Origin of the sequence: Pseudomonas sp. MD330_10 (assembly GCF_042610415.1) — a bacterium.
In the GTDB taxonomy this organism is placed as follows: Bacteria; Pseudomonadota; Gammaproteobacteria; order Pseudomonadales; family Pseudomonadaceae; genus Aquipseudomonas; species Aquipseudomonas rhodesiae.
In genome coordinates, this window is sequence record NZ_JBHGZU010000009.1 from 219,480 (window position 1) to 235,710 (window position 16,231).

Genomic DNA, 16,231 nt, shown 5'->3' on the forward strand with positions numbered 1-16,231 from the left:
GGAGTGAATGTCATGCACGCACTGATCGTTGTCGCCCATCACGACCCACAATCCCTGACCCACAGCATTGCCGCCGAGGTTGCCCATGGCCTGCGCCTATCGGATCACACCTCTGAAATCGCCGACCTCGCCGCCGAGGGCTTCGACCCGCGTTACAGCGCTGCCGACCATCGGGTGCATCGCGAACGCGCCGCACCACCGGCCGATGTGCTGGACGAACAGGCCCGCATCGACCGCGCCGATGCGTTGGTTCTGGTGTTTCCCATTTATTGGTGGTCGATGCCCGGCCTGCTCAAGGGTTGGATTGACCGTGTATTCGTCAACGGTTGGGCCATCGACTACGGCCCGGACACCTCGGTGGTGAAAAAACTCGGGCATTTACACGTGCACCTGCTGGCGCTTGGCGCGGCGGACTTCAGCGCGTACGAACGGCATGGTTATGCCCAATCGATGCACACGCAGATTGACTACGGCATCTTTGATTACTGTGGCGCGAAGGTGCTCACGTCCGACCTGCTACTGGACTCGGAAAGCGGCAGCGCAGAGGCCCATTTGAGCACCGCGAGAACCGTGGGCCAGGGGCTGTTCAAGGCCGAAACGGTGGCGGGCTGACTTACCCGTCGCGAAACAGGTCGTGGGCGTCCAGCAGGCGGTAGGCGATCTCCGGGCGTTTTTCCATGCCCCGTCGAATCGCCGCCGGAATCGCTTGGCGGGTTTTGCGACATAGCCCGGGCAGGTCGTCGATGACGATCTGAATGCCGCGCATGCTTTTGACTTCGGTGTGGCCCGGCGCGATGTGTACGCGGATGCCCAGCAGTTCGTACATGCGTTGTTGCATGCGTTCCAGGTCTTGCAGGTTTTGCAGGTTTTCCAGGCGTTCGAGCAGGCGTTTCTCTTCCTGGCGGGTCAGGCCGAGGATGCGCAGGTCCGCGTCGGGCGCTTGCAGCAATTGCTCGCGCTCGCATACGCAGGCGCCGGGTGGGCAGGGTTGGCGAATGTTCATGTTCAGTCCTCCCCATTCCGGCGCGCCGGGCTCAATAGGTCAGCGCGACACCCAGGCTGCTCAAGGCCTTCCAGTAGTCGGGATAGGTCTTGGCCACGCAGTCCGGGTCCTGGATGCGAATGCCCGCCACCTTCAAGCCGGCCAGGGCAAAGCACATGGCGATGCGATGGTCGGCGTGGGTGTCGATCAGCGCGGTGCAGGCGGTGCCGGCCAACGCCGGGTCGCTGGCCACCAGCAGGTCGTCGCCTTCGATGGTCGCCAGGCCGGGGCGGATTTGATTCAGGCCGTCATGCAGCGCCTGCACCCGGTCACATTCCTTGACGCGCAGGTTGGCCAGTTCGGTAAAGCGTACCGGGGTGTTGTTGAACGCCGCCAGCACTGCCAGGGTGGGGATCGCGTCCTGCATCTGCGAGCCCACCACGATGGCCTGCATGTCAGGGAACTGGGCGATCACCGCCTGCGCCTTGGCGTCCGGCTGGGTGAAATCCTGGGCCGCTACACCGATGTCGATACAGCCGCCGGTCAACACTTCTGCGGCCCACAGGTAGGTGGCGGCGGAGGCGTCGGGTTCGATCAGGTAGTCATGGGCGGTGTAGCCGGTGGGGGCGACGCGCCAGGTGGTGTCGTCAACGGCATCGACCTGCGCTCCGAAGGCGCGCATGCAGTCCAGGGTCAGGTCCACATAGCCACGGGCGCCGATGTCCTTGCCGGTCAGCGCCACTTCAATCGGCGCTTCACCGCAGGCGGCAAGCATCAGCAGGGCCGATACGTATTGGCTGGACAGCCCGCCGTCGATCTCGAAGCGCTTGGCCTGCACCTTGCCCGTGCCGTGCACGGTGACTGGCGGGCAGCCGCTCGGGCTGTCGACCTGGATGCCGTTCTGCCCGAGGGTGGCCAGCAGCGGGCCAATGGGGCGCTTGCGCATGTAGTCGTCGCCATCGAGCACCACGGTGCCTTGCACGGTGGCCACGGCGGCGGTGAGAAAGCGCATGGCGGTGCCGGCGTTGCCGAGGAACAGCGGTTGCGCCGGCAACTGCAACTTGCCCTGACCGGTGACCACGAACGTGGTGTCGTCCGGCTCCTCAATGGTCACGCCCATCTGGCGCAGGGCCACCGACATGTGGCGGGTATCGTCGCTTTTCAGTGCACCACTCAAACGGCTGGTGCCCTTGGCCAGGGCCGCCAGCAGCAATGCACGGTTGGTAATGGATTTGGAGCCGGGGGGCGCGACCTTGCCGATGAGCGGGGCGTTGGGCGGTGTAACGGTCACGGTTTTCTGCGAACTCAAGGTACAAGGCTCCTGATTCAAGGCAAGGTGGCACGGAGTGGCCGACGGGGCGGACCCGAATAATCGGGCATTGATGCCGTGCTGTCGAGGCTTAGCGCTGGCTCGACCAGTAATCATGCAACGCCCGCGCCGCCGGTTCGATCTGGCCGGCGCGCTGCTGGTGGGCCTGGATATCCAGGTCGGCGGGCAATTCAAAGTTGTCCTGTTCGGCGCACCAGGAGATTTTCTCCAGGTTCGCTGCCTGTTCCGTCGGCAGCGGCGGCCAGTTACCGATGGCAGCACCACGGATGTAGCCGAAGCACCATTCTTCAGCCAGGGTCACCGTCTGTGCCCGATGCTCGGTTTCGTCGAAGCGCGGCGTGAAGCCCGGGGCGTCGCCGGCCAGTTGCGCCGCCAGGGTGTTGAGGTAGCGCACGCACAGCTCCAGAAACTGCTGCGCCTCGTCGGCGCTTTCCCACTCGGGGTTCTGGCCGCCCCAGATCGCCGGGAACCACTCGGCGATGTCTACCGGCGCCGGGCCGGAGACCAGCGCGGTGAAGTAGCCGTCGAGTTCGGCCACGTTCAACACGGAGTGGTCATCGCCGTACTTGAGCAGGGTGTCTTCCAGGGCGGCGAAATCGGCGGGGGCGAGGGGCTGGGCGTGCATGGGCATATCCTTTAAACGTCGAACGCCGCGCACTGCGCGGCTCAAAGCACGAAGGATGGCGTGTGCGCGGGGTTTTATCCAGCCTCTTTTCCATCCCGCTGGCCAGTCCCGCTTTTGGCCGATGCGCCGTCGCGCACCCTTGTTATAGTCTGGGCCTTCTCCTTCGCCAGTCAGGGATCATGGCCATGTCCGAATACCAAGCCTTTGTCGTCGAACTCAACGGCAACATTGCCCATGTGCAGATCAACCGCCCGGAAAAAATCAACGCGATGAATGCCGCGTTCTGGACCGAGATCATCGACATTTTCCAATGGATCGACGACACCGATGCCGTGCGCGCCGTGGTGCTCAGCGGTGCCGGCAAGCATTTTTCCTCCGGTATCGACCTGATGATGCTGGCCTCGGTGGCCAATGACCTGGGCAAGGACGTGGGCCGCAACGCGCGCTTGCTGCGGCGCAAGATTCTCGAACTGCAAGCTTCGTTCAATGCCGTGGACAATTGCCGCAAGCCAGTGTTGGCGGCGATCCAGGGCTATTGCATCGGTGGCGCCATCGACCTGATCAGTGCCTGTGACATGCGCTATGCCGCCGAAAACGCGCAGTTCTCCATCAAGGAAATCGATATCGGCATGGCCGCTGACGTCGGCACGCTGCAACGCCTGCCGCGCATCATCGGCGACGGTATGCTGCGCGAACTGGCTTACACCGGGCGCATGTTCGGCGCAGAAGAGGCGCGAAGCATCGGCCTGGTCAACCGTGTGTATGCCGATCACGACAGCCTGTTGGCCGGCGTGCTGGAGATCGCTCGGGACATCGCGGCCAAGTCGCCGATTGCCGTGACCGGCACCAAGGCAATGATCAGCTATATGCGTGACCATACGGTCAATGACGGGCTGGAATACGTTGCCACCTGGAACTCGGCTATGTTGCAATCCAACGACCTGCGTGTGGCCATCGCGGCCCATATGAGCAAGCAGACACCCGAATTCGTGGATTGATAGACATGACCCCAGGCTGGATTACCACAACGCTTCTGGACAACGACACCCCTGGCGGCTGGGCTGTCGCCCGCAGCCGCGAAGGCTTTTTACATGACGCCAATGGCCCGCTGTTTCCGCGGGAGTGGCTCAAGCGTCAGGACCTTTCGGTGTTCGCCGAACACGGTATCGGCCACCTCGACGGCGAGCCGGTGTACCTGCTTGAGCTAAACGCCCCCAGCGATGTGCTCGGCTGCAGTTGGCAGGGCTTGCGCGGTTTTATGCTGCAAGGTGATCACACCCTGTACAAAGTGCTGGGTTACGCCGCGCAGATCGGCACCTGGGCCCGCGAGCACCGCTTTTGCGGCAGCTGCGGCCTGGCCATGGTGCAAGTGCCACGCGAACGGGCAATGTATTGCCAGGCGTGCGACCTACGCAGTTACCCGCGCATCTCGCCGAGCATGATCGTGCTGGTGACTCGTGGCGACGAAATCCTGCTGGCCCGTTCGCCGCGCTTTGTGACCGGGGTCTACAGCACGTTGGCCGGGTTTGCCGAGCCGGGGGAGTCGGCCGAAGACTGCCTGATTCGCGAGGTGCGCGAGGAAGTGCAGGTGGAGGTACAGAATATCCAGTACATGGGCAGCCAGTGCTGGCCGTTCCCCCATTCGATGATGCTCGGCTTCCATGCCGAATATGCCGGTGGCGACATCGTGCCCCAGGCCGACGAGATCGAGGACGCGCAGTGGTTCAACATCCATGACCTGCCGCCGTTGCCGGCGTCGCGTTCGATTGCGCGCTACCTGATCGACCTCTATGTGGCGCGCCGCTTAGGCCACGCTGAACCAGTGCTGCCAGGCTAAGCGCACGGTCAGGCCGAGGACCACGGTGATAAACACCGGACGAATGAATTTGGCGCCGCCGCTGATCGCGCTGCGAGCGCCAAAGAAGGCCCCGCCCATCACCGAAATCCCCATCGCCAGGCCGACTATCCAGTCCACCGAACCGTTGAAGATAAACACCGACAGCGCTGCCGCGTTGCTGACGAAGTTCATGCTGCGCGCCACACCGCTGGCCTTGACCAGGTCGATGGGGTGCAGCAGCAGGGTGCTGACGGTCCAGAACGCCCCGGTGCCCGGGCCTGCTACGCCATCGTAGAAGCCCAGGCCGAAGCCTTGGGTGGCCTGCCACTTTTTCTTGATCGGCGCGTCGACGTCCAGCGGCGCCTTGGGCGTGCCGCCGAACAGCAGGTAAAGGCCGCAGGCGAATACGATCACCGGCAGCATTTTGTTCAAGGCCTCGGCTGGCAGGTAGTGGGCGACCACCGCACCGGCCAGCGCGCCCACCAGCGTGCCGACGATGGCGTGCATCCATTGACGCGGGTGAAACAGCTTGCGGCGGTAAAACGTGAAACTGGCGGTGGCCGAGCCGAACGTGGAACTGAGCTTGTTGGTGCCCAGCACCAAGTGCGGCGGCATGCCGGCGGTGAGCAGCGCCGGGGTGGTCAACAGCCCGCCACCGCCGGCGATGGCATCAATAAAACCGGCAATAAAGGCCACGATGGCGAGGATGGCGAGGGTGGTGAGGTCAACGCTGAGTTCGAAGGGCATGGGCAGGGCTTATGGTTGGCAGGGCGCTATGCGGAAGGTCGCCATCTTACCTGCCGAATGTATGCAGAACCAACTGTGGGAGGGTGCCTACCCCCCGATTGCGGTGTATCAGTGACAGATAAGCTGACTGACACATCGCCATCGGGGGGCAGCCCCATCCCACCTATTTGGCTATTTGTGGGTGCCCAGCCACTCCAGCGCGGTGCGCCAGATGCAAATCCCCAGAAAGTACGCCGACATCAGCGACCACAAGCCGAATGTCCACGGATTGGTGTTGGGATAATCCACGACCATCAAAAAGCTGCACAGCAACCAGATGGTGGTCACCGCGATATTGATCGGCATAAAGCGCTTGACCCGAAACGGGTGCAGAAACTTCATCGGCGTGACGGTCAGCAGGGCCAAACCGATGACCGTCAGCAAGGTGACCCACGCGTCCGGCTGGATGATGTACACGCACAGGGCTACCACGTTCCAGGCGGCGGGGAAGCCGACGAAGTAGTTGTCCTTGCTTTTCATATTGACGTTGCAGAAGCAGAACAAGGACGACACCAGGATCACCGACACGGTAAACAGATGGGTGAACTCCGGCAGGTCGATGTAGCGGTAGATAAACAGCGCGGGGATAAACACGTAGGTGAGGTAATCGATCACCAAATCCAGCACCGAACCGTCGAAGCTCGGCAGCACCGTGCTGACATTGACGCGCCGCGCCAGGGAGCCATCGAGGCCATCCACCACCAGCGCCAGGCCCAGCCACAGCAGGCAAGCCTTAGGCGAGTTTTCCAGCAGGGCCAGGGTGGCCAGGAAGGCCAGGACCACACCGGTGGCGGTAAAGCCGTGGGCGCCCCAGGCTTTGATTCTGGCTACATGCAGGGTCGATATCACGGGCGGTTCTCCAAAGGTGGAACGGGGCAGCCGACAACGTGACGCGGTCGAGTCTGGCCGGGGAATGCAGGTATCGACCGGGAAGGGGGGGATAAGGTTCACCGCCCGGCGTCTTGCTTAGGGTAGCAAGCGTAGGACGTTTCGGCATCAGCCCTGGCGAAACACCAGGGCTTTGAGGCCACTTTGTGGGTCGACGTCGGGAAATTCCGGCGGGTTCGCCAGGCGCTGTACGAAATGCAGCCCCGGCGCTTCGCGGGTCACGCCATCGATCAGGAAGTCTTCGCCGAAGGCCGGATCGTTCATGCACGCCAGCACCGTGCCCTGAGCGGTCAGCAGTTCCGGCAGGCGTCGCAGCACGCGCTGATAGTCCTTGGTCAGCAGAAAACTGCCTTTCTGGAACGATGGCGGGTCGATGATCACCAGATCATAGGGGCCGTTGTTGATCACTTTTGCCCAGGATTTGAACAGGTCATGGCCAAGAAACGTGACGCCGCTCAGGTCATGGCCGTTGAGCCGATGATTATCGCGGCCACGGCTCAGGGCGCCGCGCGCCATGTCCAGATTCACCACATGCTCGGCACCGCCTTCGATGGCCGCCACGGAAAAGCCGCAGGTGTAGGCAAACAGATTGAGCACGCGCTGGCCCTTGGCCTGTTCGCGCACCCATTGGCGCCCGTAGCGCATATCGAGGAACAACCCGGTGTTCTGCTTTTTACCCAGGTCGATCAGGTAACGCAGGCCGCCCTCGGTGATGATCCGCTCGTCGATCGCTTGCCCCACCAGCCATTCGGTGGTGCTTTGTGGCAAGTAACGGTGTTGCAGGGCAACCGTGTGCGCGCTGAACTCGCTTTGCAGCAGCTGTTTCAGGGCTTCCAGCTGTGCCGCCTGCGGCTCCTTGAATAACGAGACCAGCAGCACGCCTTGCAGCCAATCCACCGTCAGTTGCTCCAGGCCCGGCCAGCAACGGCCACGGCCGTGGAACAGGCGTCGGGTTTCACTGGGCGGGTTGGCCAGGGCCGTCAGCAGGTGAGCGTGGAGGGTAGCGAGTGCGTCTGGGGTCATCGTTGAGCATCGGGTTGTTGAGCGGGCGGCATTTTAACCACACGCGAGGATTGGAGCGGTATGAAGTGACACACAACGGCCTGAATTTGAGCGCTATAAGGCGGCAATCAGAACAGGCCCAAAGGCGTCCTTGAGGAAATTCGGCGCGATATATCGCTGGTAATGCGCCTCGGACAACAGGAAAAACTCCCGATCAATGGCATCGCGCAAATCCGCCAGATGGCGTTCGCGAAACTCCGGCAACAGCGCCAGACCGTAAGCATCCAGGCGGGAGATCACCCGCGCACCGCGCGCGATCAACTGATACGCCCAGCAATATGGCGACTGCTGGGGCATAAAACGGATCTGGCGGTCCTGCAACTGCTGACGCAAGCGTTCGGGGTCGAACACTTCCAACTTGCTGGCCATCACCTGCACCAGCAACTGCTCCAGACGCTGCCACACCGCGCGCTTTTCCTCGGCGTTGTAGCCATTCCACTGGATCACTTCATGGTGATAACGCTTGCAACCCCGGCAGACCAGGTCACCGTACACGGTGGAGCACAGGCCGACGCAGGGGGTCTTGATGGTTTGGTTAGGCATAAAAGGCTATTAGCAAAGTCTGTAGCGCCCCGCGGCGCCCATGTTGGGGCGGGCAAGCCCGCTCCCACATTGATGCGTGTTCGTGGATCAGTCCCAGCTCAGCGCACCGCCGGTCTGGTACTCGATCACGCGGGTTTCGAAGAAGTTTTTCTCTTTCTTCAAGTCCATGATCTCGCTCATCCATGGGAACGGGTTGGTGGTCCCCGGATACTCTTCCTTCAAGCCAATCTGCGACAGGCGACGATTGGCGATGAACTTGAGGTAATCCTCCATCATCGCTGCGTTCATGCCGAGAACACCGCGCGGCATGGTGTCGCGCGCGTATTCGATCTCCAGTTGGGTCCCTTGCAGGATCATCTGGGTCGCTTCTTCCTTCATCTCGGCATCCCACAGGTGTGGGTTTTCGATTTTGATCTGGTTGATCACGTCGATACCGAAGTTCAGGTGCATCGATTCGTCGCGCAGGATGTATTGGAACTGCTCGGCCACGCCGGTCATTTTATTGCGGCGGCCCATGGAGAGGATCTGGGTGAAGCCGCAATAGAAGAAGATGCCTTCCAGTACGCAGTAGTAGGCGACCAGGTTGCGCAGCAGTTCTTTGTCGGTGTCGACGGTGCCGGTTTCGAACTTCGGATCGGAGATCGAACGGGTGTACTTCAGGCCCCAGGCGGCTTTCTTCGCCACCGATGGGATCTCGCGGTACATGTTGAAGATCTCGCCTTCATCCATGGCCAACGATTCGATGCAGTACTGGTAGGCGTGGGTGTGGATCGCTTCTTCGAAGGCCTGGCGCAGGATGTACTGGCGGCACTCCGGGTTGGTGATCAGGCGGTACACGGCCAGCACCAGGTTGTTGGCGACCAACGAATCGGCAGTGGAGAAGAAGCCCAGGTTACGCATGACGATGCGGCGTTCGTCGTCGGTAAGGCCTTCGGGGTTTTTCCACAGCGCGATGTCGGCGGTCATGTTGACCTCTTGCGGCATCCAGTGGTTGGCGCAGCCGTCGAGGTACTTTTGCCAGGCCCAGTCGTACTTGAAGGGCACCAGTTGGTTGAGGTCGGCGCGGCAGTTGATCATGCGCTTTTCGTCGACAGCGACGCGGGCGGAGGCGCCTTCGAGTTCGGCGAGGCCTTCGGCGATGTCGAGTTTGTCCAGGGCGGCCTTGGCGCGCACGATGGCGGCGGAGTCATTGGCGGTGACGGCGCGGGCTTCAATGGCGGCGGCGGCGCCGGCACCGTCGAGGCGGTCCATGTTGGCTTCGGTGGCGTGGCCGGCGTTGGCGCCTTTGATCACCGCTGGGCCGGTGTCTTCGTTGTCGACTTCATCCCAACTCAGCATCGAAATATTCCTTCCTGGTCTGGTCTGACGGGGGTGGGCCCGTCCAAAAATTAGATGATTTGCAGGCTTCAAGGCATTGAAATACTGCGCAGAGTGTGGTCGGTGAACACCGATGTCGCACACTATGTAGTGGTCTGTTTTGTTTGTGGGCACACTATATGGTGTGTAACAGGCTTGGTCAAACCCGCCAAGCAGGATACGTCGTCGCATGCTTGTAAAGGGCTGGGCGCATCGCCTGACGGCTGCACGAGGACACGACGAAGCAAAAAATCGACGTATAGCCTAGGCCGCATCAGTCGCCAGACTTGCCGGCACCCTCACGCAGCAGGGCTTCGAAGACACGCTGCACGCGCGCGTCGTCGCTGTGGGCCACATTAAAGCGCATCGAATCGCGATGGATCGTGTCGTAGCCGAATAACGCCCCCGGTGCCAGCACCATGCTGCGTTTCAACGCCTCCTGGGCCAGCAGTTCGCCGTTCACTCCCGGCGGCAGGCGTGCCCAAATAAACATGCCGCCTTCATAGGCCATCGGCAGTTCACAACCACAACGCCTGAGCCATTGCTCCACGCGACCACCGGCCTCCATCAGCCGTTGCACCATGCGTTTGCGGTGCTTGGCGTAGCTGCCTTCGCTGAGCATGCGGTAGACGATCTGCTCGAACAGCTCCGAGGTCACGCCGCCGCTCATCAACTTCATATTGGTCAGGTTGGCCGCCAATTGCGGCGCGGCCACCACGTAGCTGACGCGGGTGTTGGCGCTGAGGATCTTGGAAAACCCCGACAGGTAAGTCACCTGCTCAAGACCGGCGAGGCTGGCCAGGCGTGGCGGTGGGTTGGGGTGCAAGTCACCGTAGAGGTCGTCTTCGACAATATGGCAGTGGTAATGCTGGGTCAGCTGCAGCAGGCGGAACGCTTGGCTCGGGCTGAACGAATGGCCGGTGGGGTTATGCAGCACGCTGGTGGTCAGGTACAGGTTGGGACGGTGTTCGGCCAGCAGCTGTTCCAGAGCGGTAAAGTCGAAACCGTCCGGGCGACGCTGGATGGTCACCACCTTGACCCCATGCAGCGCCAAATTGGCGTGGAAGTTGAAATAACACGGGGCATCCAGCAACACCGTATCGCCGGGGCGCGCCAGCAGGCGCATAAGCATGTCCAAGCCTTGCACGGTGTTAGGGGTGGTGATGATTTGCTCCACCGGCACCGACAATCCGTCACCGTGCAACTTGTGTTGCAGGGCCTGGCGCAGCGGTAGTAGACCGGCTGGCGTACCCAGCCCGGCGATGCGCAGCGACGGCGCGCGCACCACGCTGCGCATGGCCTGGCGGAGCGCGTCGCTGTTCAACCACGCTTCGGGCAAATGGCCGCCGCCGGGGCGCAGGTCGCCGTCGGTGGTCACCAGCGGGCGACGCAAGACGCTGAGCAGGTCCTGGGGCAGTAGGTCGACCCAGGTCGACGACGCTGGCCGCGTGCTGCCCATCGCCACAAAGTAGCCGCGGCCCTGGCTGGAGGTCAGCAGGTTGCGGCCGCGCAGACGGTCGAGGGCTTCGTTGAGGGTGAATTTGCTGACGCTCAGGGTCTGGGTCAACTCGCGCACCGACGGCAATTTGCTACCCGGTGCCCATTCGCCGTTTTCAATAGCCTGGCTGAACGCTTCGACGATCTGCTGCACCTTCGGCGTGCCGTCCACAAAGGCGATGGCGGATACAAACATAAACCTTCCTTGTCTTTGCTGGTGCTTTTACCGGTGAAGTGAGGCCGGATTAGGCATCACTTTACCTGCCTGGTGCAACGTAGCTCCTCTAGACTGCCGGCCACCTCGCTTGGATACGGCGATTTTCCCTGCAAGTGAGCAATGGATTCCGCGTTTCTTATGACGACTTATATGTGCGCATCCAGAAACCGCTGAGAGTCGAAGAGGGGGCTCAAGGCCAAGACAGTCGACTCTCCTACCCAAGGACCAGGATCATGACAACCTCATTAACGCTCTCCTCGTTTCTCTACTTTCTGTTGTTTTGCGCCACCATGACCTTCAGCCCTGGCCCCATGACCCTGCTCTTGCTGAGCCTGGGCTTGAAGGACGGCCTGCGCAGTTCGATCCCGGCGCAGATCGGCGCCAGTGTGTCGTACCTGATTTCGATCCTGATCTTTGCCGTGGGCTTCTCGGAACTGATCAAGGGCAATCTGGCCATTACTCAGACCGTCCAGTTTGTCGGCGTCGCCTACATCCTGTACCTGGCCTACAAACAGTGGACCAGCAACGGCGTGTCGATCGACAGGGCAGGAGCCGTGGAAGGTTCGCGCAGCCTGTTTGGCAAAGGCTTGCTGACTGGGTTTTCCAACCCCAAGACCATCATTATGTTCAGCGCGGTGTTCCCGCAGTTCGCCGGGGCCGGGGAGCACAGCTCGGCGGCGGACATCGCCATCCTCGGGCTGACCTTTCTGCTGCTGCAATTCGCCAGCGGCTGCTTGTATTGCTACTTCGGTCAGCGCATCAAGCATGTGCTGGAAAACCCCCAGCGCCGCGTGTTGTTGCAGCGCGCCACGGCGGTGCTGCTGTTGGGGGTCGCATTAATGCTTGCGCGGGGTTTTTCCCACTGAGCAACGCCTTTATCGGTCGTGGTGGCAATTTGCCGCCGCCCTGATAGACTCGAGGCATTCCTCCAGGATTGACCCCCGCCATGCCCAGCGTCGGAGGAAAAGGACTTCCGCTCGCCATACGCCTCTACAAAACCCGTGCCTTGGGATTGGCCTTGGGCGTGGTGTGCGTGGTTTTTGCCATGTCCCCCTTGGAGCCTCCGCCGTGGATATGGGCCTGGATGCTGATCAACGCGTTTGTCTGGCCCCATGTATCGTTTCAACTGACCAAACGCGCCAGCCAGACCCTTCACAGCGAGCGCCGCCATCTGCTGTTCGACTCGTTCTGCGGAGGCTTCTGGGTCGCCGCCATGCATTTCAATCCGCTGCCCAGTGTCACCGTGCTGTCGATGATGTCCATGAACAACGTATCTATTGGCGGGCCGCGCTTTGTGTTGGCCGGCTGGCTGGCGCAGGCGCTGGGTGTCGCCATCGGGTGGTGGTGGGTGGCGCCGGGTTTTATCGCCATGACCAGCCAGACCCAGCTATATGCCTGCCTGCCGATCCTGATGCTGTACCCGTTGGTGCTCGGCTGGATCTGCTATCGCCAGGCCCAGAACCTGTCCCGCCACAAGCGCGAACTGTTGGCCCTGAGCCGTACTGACAGCTTGTCCGGGCTGCTCAACCACGGCGCGTGGAAAGATCAGTTGGAGAACGAGTTCCAGCGCTGTCGCGATGGACAGCAGGGCGCGGTGATTGCCTTGATCGACATCGATCACTTCAAACTCATCAATGACACCTACGGCCACGTGACCGGCGACATCGTGTTACGTCAGCTCAGCAAGGTACTGCGCCAGAACCTGCGCAGCACCGACCAGGCGGGGCGATATGGTGGCGATGAATTCTGCGTGATCCTGTCGGACATGCCGCTCAACCGCGCCACGCAAGCTATGGATACGCTGCGTGATCGCTTCAATGCGCTGACCTACGACCAAAACCCCACTCTGCGCGCCAGCCTGAGCATTGGCCTGGCGCCTTACCAACCGGGGCATGCCGATTCCATCAGTTGGCTCAACGACGCCGACCTGGCGTTGTACCAGGCCAAAAGCGGCGGGCGTAACCGCGTCAGCGCAGCGCAGGGGAGTTGGTTGCGGTCGGTTTAGTGGGGGTGAGAGTGGGGTGAAAAAGCAGCGCTACGCTGGCGCTCATTCCCTACGAATGAGCGCCGTAGGTTAACTCGAAACTTGAGCCTGTCGTTGTGGTGAGCAGGCTTGCCCTGCGTTGGGCTGCGTAGCAGCCCCAAACACAGACAGCACCGACACACCTGAAATACCCACCGTCCGGACCGGCCGCTGCGCGGCCCAGCGCGGGCAAGCTCGCTGACCACAGGGGCGGGGTCGTCAGTGAGGTAGTGGGTGTTCTTACCCTGTTGATGGGGCTTCTCGGCTGGCTTTTTGGAGGTCGTATTTCCAGCCTTGAGTTGCCAGCCTGTAAATATCCTCAAAAAAGCCTCTTGGGTTTTCCATATCGCTCCAGCCCCAAGGCAGTGTGCAGTAAAAACCAGGTACCTGGCGCAATACTGTCGAAAAATCATAGCTGTCATCGCTCAGTGCAGTGTTTAACAGATCGACTAAAGATCTTCGGTGTCGATAATTCAAGTCTGTGTTTTTTTGTCTATGATGTAATTTTTACTTATCCGCTCTCTTGTTGTGGCTTCGTTTAGGCAGGTGAATTGCATTCTATGAGTTTTGAATTGGGTGCTTAACTGCATAAATATTCCTCGTGGTGGGTTGTATTTTTTTGATTGTCATAAGTTATGATTTTTTGACTCGTGCCCTTTGATTTCCTCGTTATATTTTATTAGGCAGTCTAGAAGTACTTTCATAAAATTTCTTTTGTCAAATATCTCGTCGTCAAAATATGTGTCGAAATTATGAAAAACTGATTCAAAAGATTCGTCGGTCCTCAGAAAGTAGCCAATGGTATCTGTATGCCACTTACGCTCTAAGTATCCATAGGATGCGAATTCGGGTTTGGTTAGTTCATCAAATAGCTCTGAAAGTTCTTTTTCATCATTTACATTTTTTGATGTAATAAAATTCTCTCTTTCATGATCGTCTAGATTTTCAATGTTGTATGTGAAAAGAAGACTGCGCAAAATTGAGAGTCTGGGCTTATGTCTCATATCAAAATTCCGTATAAGCGGGAACGGGACGTTGGCGCAATGCCTCACATACTTAAGTCAGAAGTTATATAGGGTGCTTTTTGCGTGTCAGTTGCACTCGTATTGGAGAGCGTATAAATCGAAGTGGTGGTCCTATTTGGTGTTTATGTGAAAGTGGACATCTTCAATGCCTATTTTTTTAAATCGCATTTTAGAAGCTTCTATAATTTTTTGATTTTCGATGTTTGTATGGTAAATGAATTGAGCTGCGGCATGTGTTTCAGCTTCGTAAAACCTACATATCAGTATGTCGGTTTGAGATTCAAAGAATGAGCTGATTTTTTCCGCAGTAATATGCTTTTCAAATATGGTCATTTCTGACCAGAGATCCTCAATGGCAATTTCTTTTTTTTGAATAATTAAAATGACGTTGTGCGAGCCTTCAAAGATCTGATTGTCTATTTTTTTGGGGTTGTTAGGGAGGTTTTTGATTGTTGAGTAGATATTGCTATTTTCATTTTTTTTAAAAAAGTCTTGGTCTTGAATTGTTTTGATCGTATTTTTTTTAAATAGATACTCTTCGGTTTTTGAATTGAATTCAGCCGGCTGCGCTGAATGCCATTCTCTTTTAATTGACCAGTCCTCTGGCAGTTGCTCTACCACCGAGCAACATGATCTCCAAGCGCTTTCGAAATTATGGCTTAACAATGTCGTAGTGGTGAATCTGGCGTCATTTGTTGGGTGTGCACTTTCCCATGGCCTTACTCCATATTCATTTATATATACAGTCGTCATTTTTGGCTCTTGAAGTAAGGGTGTGAATTGTCACCGATTTTTAAAGGTAGCTTTGTTTAGGTAGATGAGGTTGATTTTATGAGCTATGAGTTGGGTGCTTTAATTGCATAGCTATTCCTGGTGGGTTTTTATCTTTTCGATTGTTATGGATTAAATTTTTTTGCTTGTATTGTTTAACTGTGGAGGTACGCATAAACGTCATTCTGAGAAATCTCTTCAATTTTCATCTCTGTAATAATTTTGTTTAAAAGAGGTAAGTGCTCTGAGTGGCATATTGCTTGAGCTGCGCCATATGTTTCTGTGTCGTAAAATCTAAAGGAGATAGAGCTTTTTTCGCTAAGTATTAGTTTGAAGTCGTCAGTGTTTGAGATGTCTGTAAGATTACATAGTTGCTGCCACAAGTTTTCTAGATTTACGCTGTTTTTTTGCATTATTGTAATGGAGGTTCGATAATCGGTCATACGCATAGGGTCTATGCAAAAGGGATCAGTATTTAGTTGTACTATTTTGGAGTAAATTCCTGTTAGCTCATTTTTTCTAAAAATATCGCCTGCTTTCGCTTTTTTGGAAAACTCTTTTTTTGATACGTACTCTTGAGTCTTATTGAGGTAAGGGGTTAGCCTTGTGTGCCAGTGAACGAGGGTATTGAATTTTTTTGTAAGCGGCGAACTGAACTCGCACCAGGTTTTCCAGGCACCTTCGTAATTCTGATTAAGTAAAGTTATTGTTATATAGTTTTCATCGTTGCACCCATGCGGCTGGTCCCATGGATGGATGCCTATTTCTCTAATGAACACTGATTTCATATCTATCTCTTGAAGTAAGAATGGTTGTTCGTGTTGTTTTTCAATGGTATCTTTTTGTCTTTTATGCTGATTTCTGTATTGAAATGTGGCCCGAGATTACCTTTTTTATGGCCGAGAGAGTGTTCGTGTATCTCAATTTTACGCTCGTTTAACTCAAATACATAAACTCGACCCTCAGTGTATTGATCTTGATCTTTGATTTTTACTTTATATGTTTTGGTGGGATGTTGCTGTCTTGGTACGTTACCTATTAATTTTGCTCTTTTAAATGCACCATTTCTGTATAGCTTACTATCCGCACCTTTTGGTAGTTTTGGCTCGCCTTCATTTAACTTGACACGCTGTTCCGGCTTGTCAGCATTGCGCTTCGGTTGACAATCGGTACCAGGACATGAGTTTAGCCCCAGCGGATCCACCCACCCCGTAGGGTTAGGCACATACCGATACCCATTGATCCCACCCGCCAACTTCACCGGATCCGGCGTGAGGTAGCGACCAGTA

General features: G+C 57.7%; 17 protein-coding genes. 5 read left to right on the plus strand and 12 right to left on the minus strand.

Annotated features, from left to right (window positions below):
- Window positions 1-12: 12 nt before the first annotated feature.
- Complete coding sequence (locus ACFZPT_RS16730) at window positions 13-612, plus strand: NAD(P)H-dependent oxidoreductase (RefSeq protein WP_034113271.1); 600 nt, start codon at window positions 13-15, stop codon at window positions 610-612.
- 1 nt (window position 613) lies between these two features.
- Here the strand turns inward: ACFZPT_RS16730 and ACFZPT_RS16735 are convergent, their stop codons facing one another.
- The 3 genes from ACFZPT_RS16735 to ACFZPT_RS16745 all read right to left on the minus strand — a co-directional run bounded on the left by ACFZPT_RS16735 (window position 614) and on the right by ACFZPT_RS16745 (window position 2,937).
- On the minus strand, window positions 614-1,003 hold the full coding sequence (locus ACFZPT_RS16735) for a hypothetical protein (protein ID WP_034113272.1): 390 nt from the start codon (window positions 1,001-1,003) through the stop codon (window positions 614-616).
- 31 nt (window positions 1,004-1,034) lie between these two features.
- A complete protein-coding gene (gene aroA, locus ACFZPT_RS16740) occupies window positions 1,035-2,291 on the minus strand; it encodes a 3-phosphoshikimate 1-carboxyvinyltransferase (protein ID WP_034113274.1) in 1,257 nt (418 codons plus the stop codon).
- A 91-nt stretch (window positions 2,292-2,382) separates the two neighbouring features.
- The gene (locus ACFZPT_RS16745) at window positions 2,383-2,937 is read right to left on the minus strand and encodes a UPF0149 family protein (protein WP_034113276.1); all 555 of its coding nucleotides are present in this window, start codon (window positions 2,935-2,937) and stop codon (window positions 2,383-2,385) included.
- A gap of 185 nt (window positions 2,938-3,122) precedes the next feature.
- On the opposite strand from ACFZPT_RS16745, the gene ACFZPT_RS16750 reads away from it, so the two are divergent.
- Both ACFZPT_RS16750 and nudC read left to right on the plus strand, forming a co-directional pair.
- Complete coding sequence (locus ACFZPT_RS16750; RefSeq protein ID WP_034113277.1) at window positions 3,123-3,935, plus strand: crotonase/enoyl-CoA hydratase family protein; 813 nt, start codon at window positions 3,123-3,125, stop codon at window positions 3,933-3,935.
- 5 nt (window positions 3,936-3,940) lie between these two features.
- Complete coding sequence (nudC, locus tag ACFZPT_RS16755) at window positions 3,941-4,774, plus strand: NAD(+) diphosphatase (RefSeq protein WP_034097183.1); 834 nt, start codon at window positions 3,941-3,943, stop codon at window positions 4,772-4,774.
- Here nudC and ACFZPT_RS16760 read toward each other — a convergent pair.
- From ACFZPT_RS16760 to ACFZPT_RS16785, 6 genes are all read right to left on the minus strand, one after another.
- Window positions 4,742-5,521: a TSUP family transporter gene (locus tag ACFZPT_RS16760; RefSeq protein WP_034097184.1), complete on the minus strand. Its 780-nt coding sequence runs from the start codon at window positions 5,519-5,521 to the stop codon at window positions 4,742-4,744. The two genes, nudC and ACFZPT_RS16760, sit on opposite strands and share 33 nt — an antisense overlap.
- 171 nt (window positions 5,522-5,692) lie before the next feature.
- Window positions 5,693-6,409 (minus strand): phosphatidylcholine synthase, encoded by a 717-nt coding sequence (gene pcsA / locus ACFZPT_RS16765; RefSeq protein WP_034097185.1) that lies wholly within the window; start codon window positions 6,407-6,409, stop codon window positions 5,693-5,695.
- Between the two features lie 147 nt (window positions 6,410-6,556).
- Window positions 6,557-7,471, minus strand: a complete 915-nt coding sequence (locus ACFZPT_RS16770) for a class I SAM-dependent methyltransferase (protein ID WP_034097186.1) — start codon at window positions 7,469-7,471, stop codon at window positions 6,557-6,559.
- Window positions 7,472-7,564: 93 nt separating this feature from the next.
- Window positions 7,565-8,053: a DUF1289 domain-containing protein gene (locus tag ACFZPT_RS16775; RefSeq protein WP_034113278.1), complete on the minus strand. Its 489-nt coding sequence runs from the start codon at window positions 8,051-8,053 to the stop codon at window positions 7,565-7,567.
- 87 nt (window positions 8,054-8,140) lie between these two features.
- Window positions 8,141-9,391 (minus strand): ribonucleotide-diphosphate reductase subunit beta, encoded by a 1,251-nt coding sequence (locus ACFZPT_RS16780; protein WP_379555472.1) that lies wholly within the window; start codon window positions 9,389-9,391, stop codon window positions 8,141-8,143.
- A gap of 292 nt (window positions 9,392-9,683) precedes the next feature.
- Window positions 9,684-11,102 carry a PLP-dependent aminotransferase family protein gene (locus ACFZPT_RS16785; protein WP_034114937.1) on the minus strand — a complete coding sequence of 473 codons (1,419 nt, stop codon included), beginning with the start codon at window positions 11,100-11,102 and terminating at the stop codon, window positions 9,684-9,686.
- Window positions 11,103-11,356: 254 nt separating this feature from the next.
- Here ACFZPT_RS16785 and ACFZPT_RS16790 point away from each other — a divergent pair, with 254 nt between their 5' ends.
- Window positions 11,357-11,989: a LysE family translocator gene (locus tag ACFZPT_RS16790; protein WP_034097191.1), complete on the plus strand. Its 633-nt coding sequence runs from the start codon at window positions 11,357-11,359 to the stop codon at window positions 11,987-11,989.
- Window positions 11,990-12,069: 80 nt separating this feature from the next.
- Window positions 12,070-13,128 (plus strand): diguanylate cyclase, encoded by a 1,059-nt coding sequence (locus ACFZPT_RS16795; RefSeq protein WP_034114936.1) that lies wholly within the window; start codon window positions 12,070-12,072, stop codon window positions 13,126-13,128.
- Window positions 13,129-14,282: 1,154 nt separating this feature from the next.
- Here ACFZPT_RS16795 and ACFZPT_RS16800 read toward each other — a convergent pair.
- The 3 genes from ACFZPT_RS16800 to ACFZPT_RS16810 form a co-directional block, all read right to left on the minus strand.
- A complete protein-coding gene (locus ACFZPT_RS16800) occupies window positions 14,283-14,924 on the minus strand; it encodes a hypothetical protein (protein ID WP_143506496.1) in 642 nt (213 codons plus the stop codon).
- Window positions 14,925-15,097: 173 nt separating this feature from the next.
- Window positions 15,098-15,730 (minus strand): hypothetical protein, encoded by a 633-nt coding sequence (locus tag ACFZPT_RS16805; protein WP_034114934.1) that lies wholly within the window; start codon window positions 15,728-15,730, stop codon window positions 15,098-15,100.
- A gap of 2 nt (window positions 15,731-15,732) precedes the next feature.
- Window positions 15,733-16,231 (minus strand): RHS repeat-associated core domain-containing protein (locus ACFZPT_RS16810; RefSeq protein WP_379556239.1); only part of this gene is annotated, 499 nt, incomplete at its 5' end.

Bases quoted from the DNA above. Each gene is read 5' to 3' on its own strand.
- ACFZPT_RS16730 (WP_034113271.1), top strand. From the start codon at position 13: ATGCACGCACTGATCGTTGTCGCCCATCACGACCCACAATCCCTGACC.
- ACFZPT_RS16760 (WP_034097184.1), bottom strand. From the start codon at position 5,521: ATGCCCTTCGAACTCAGCGTTGACCTCACCACCCTCGCCATCCTCGCC.
- ACFZPT_RS16775 (WP_034113278.1), bottom strand. From the start codon at position 8,053: ATGCCTAACCAAACCATCAAGACCCCCTGCGTCGGCCTGTGCTCCACC.
- ACFZPT_RS16800 (WP_143506496.1), bottom strand. From the start codon at position 14,924: ATGACGACTGTATATATAAATGAATATGGAGTAAGGCCATGGGAAAGT.
- ACFZPT_RS16745 (WP_034113276.1), bottom strand. From the start codon at position 2,937: ATGCACGCCCAGCCCCTCGCCCCCGCCGATTTCGCCGCCCTGGAAGAC.
- ACFZPT_RS16735 (WP_034113272.1), bottom strand. From the start codon at position 1,003: ATGAACATTCGCCAACCCTGCCCACCCGGCGCCTGCGTATGCGAGCGC.
- ACFZPT_RS16790 (WP_034097191.1), top strand. From the start codon at position 11,357: ATGACAACCTCATTAACGCTCTCCTCGTTTCTCTACTTTCTGTTGTTT.
- ACFZPT_RS16780 (WP_379555472.1), bottom strand. From the start codon at position 9,391: ATGCTGAGTTGGGATGAAGTCGACAACGAAGACACCGGCCCAGCGGTG.
- nudC (WP_034097183.1), top strand. From the start codon at position 3,941: ATGACCCCAGGCTGGATTACCACAACGCTTCTGGACAACGACACCCCT.
- ACFZPT_RS16750 (WP_034113277.1), top strand. From the start codon at position 3,123: ATGTCCGAATACCAAGCCTTTGTCGTCGAACTCAACGGCAACATTGCC.
- ACFZPT_RS16805 (WP_034114934.1), bottom strand. From the start codon at position 15,730: ATGAAATCAGTGTTCATTAGAGAAATAGGCATCCATCCATGGGACCAG.
- ACFZPT_RS16785 (WP_034114937.1), bottom strand. From the start codon at position 11,102: ATGTTTGTATCCGCCATCGCCTTTGTGGACGGCACGCCGAAGGTGCAG.
- ACFZPT_RS16795 (WP_034114936.1), top strand. From the start codon at position 12,070: ATGCCCAGCGTCGGAGGAAAAGGACTTCCGCTCGCCATACGCCTCTAC.
- ACFZPT_RS16770 (WP_034097186.1), bottom strand. From the start codon at position 7,471: ATGACCCCAGACGCACTCGCTACCCTCCACGCTCACCTGCTGACGGCC.